General features: G+C 47.5%; 1 tRNA gene and 1 rRNA gene. Both read left to right on the forward strand.

Features of this window, described 5'->3' with window-relative positions:
• The first annotated feature begins 269 nt into the window (after positions 1–269).
• Positions 270–1,783 (forward strand): 16S ribosomal RNA (locus ACZIX4_RS19920).
• Positions 1,784–1,930: 147 nt separating this feature from the next.
• Positions 1,931–2,004: transfer RNA gene (locus ACZIX4_RS19925), tRNA-Ile, on the forward strand.
• Positions 2,005–2,014 lie beyond the last annotated feature (10 nt).

The raw sequence follows: 2,014 nt of genomic DNA on the forward strand, positions 1-2,014 counted from the left end.
ATCGGGGTTCATTGAAAAGCTTGGGAACAACGATAAACACTGGAGAAAATAAAGAAAAAAAATTTTCAAAAAGTCTTGCAGGTTTAAAAAGAAGTTGTACTTTTGCAACCGCTTAGAAAACGAGCTGAGAAGCTTAAAAGAAAAGCGGTAAAAAATAAGAAGACACGTTCATAGACATATTGGATTGACAGCATAAGAGAGAGTAAGAACTACTTGATTTTATTGAATTAAAAACCTAGCGAATAAAGGTCGTAAAATATTAAAAATATACGATGAAGAGTTTGATCCTGGCTCAGGATGAACGCTAGCGGCAGGCCTAACACATGCAAGTCGAGGGGTAGAAGCTTTCGGGCTTTGAGACCGGCGCACGGGTGCGTAACGCGTATGCAATCTGCCTTGTACTGAGGGATAGCCCAGAGAAATTTGGATTAACACCTCATAGTATTTTTTCCTGGCATCAGGAGATTATTAAAGGTTACGGTACAAGATGAGCATGCGTCCCATTAGCTAGTTGGTATGGTAACGGCATACCAAGGCTACGATGGGTAGGGGTCCTGAGAGGGAGATCCCCCACACTGGTACTGAGACACGGACCAGACTCCTACGGGAGGCAGCAGTGAGGAATATTGGTCAATGGGCGCAAGCCTGAACCAGCCATGCCGCGTGCAGGATGAAGCATCTATGGTGTGTAAACTGCTTTTGTACGGGAAGAAACACTCCTACGTGTAGGAGCTTGACGGTACCGTAAGAATAAGGATCGGCTAACTCCGTGCCAGCAGCCGCGGTAATACGGAGGATCCAAGCGTTATCCGGAATCATTGGGTTTAAAGGGTCCGTAGGCGGCTTTATAAGTCAGTGGTGAAATCCGGCAGCTCAACTGTCGAATTGCCATTGATACTGTAGGGCTTGAATCATTGTGAAGTAACTAGAATATGTAGTGTAGCGGTGAAATGCTTAGATATTACATGGAATACCAATTGCGAAGGCAGGTTACTAACAATGTATTGACGCTGATGGACGAAAGCGTGGGGAGCGAACAGGATTAGATACCCTGGTAGTCCACGCCGTAAACGATGGATACTAGCTGTTTGGTAGCAATACTGAGTGGCTAAGCGAAAGTGATAAGTATCCCACCTGGGGAGTACGGGCGCAAGCCTGAAACTCAAAGGAATTGACGGGGGCCCGCACAAGCGGTGGAGCATGTGGTTTAATTCGATGATACGCGAGGAACCTTACCAGGGCTTAAATGTAGTATGACAGGTTTGGAAACAGACTTTTCTTCGGACATATTACAAGGTGCTGCATGGTTGTCGTCAGCTCGTGCCGTGAGGTGTCAGGTTAAGTCCTATAACGAGCGCAACCCCTGTTGTTAGTTGCCAGCGAGTAATGTCGGGAACTCTAGCAAGACTGCCGGTGCAAACCGTGAGGAAGGTGGGGATGACGTCAAATCATCACGGCCCTTACGTCCTGGGCTACACACGTGCTACAATGGCAGGTACAGAGAGCAGCCACTGGGTGACCAGGAGCGAATCTATAAAGCCTGTCTCAGTTCGGATTGGAGTCTGCAACCCGACTCCATGAAGCTGGAATCGCTAGTAATCGGATATCAGCCATGATCCGGTGAATACGTTCCCGGGCCTTGTACACACCGCCCGTCAAGCCATGGAAGCTGGGGGTACCTGAAGTCGGTGACCGCAAGGAGCTGCCTAGGGTAAAACTGGTAACTGGGGCTAAGTCGTAACAAGGTAGCCGTACCGGAAGGTGCGGCTGGAACACCTCCTTTCTAGAGAAATGACCTCGCTTGGTTAAAAAAAGATAAGATTTACTCTTACTCTCGCTGTTAGTTCAAAAAAATAAGTAAGAAGAGAGCTCAAAAAGCATCTTAGCGCTTAGCGGCTTAGCTTCTAAGCAGCTTTGTAGCTTTGAAAACAGTCTCGTAGCTCAGCTGGTTAGAGTACTACACTGATAATGTAGGGGTCGGCAGTTCGAGTCTGCCCGGGACTACGAAGTTCTC

It is taken from the genome of Flavobacterium niveum (genome assembly GCF_055231775.1).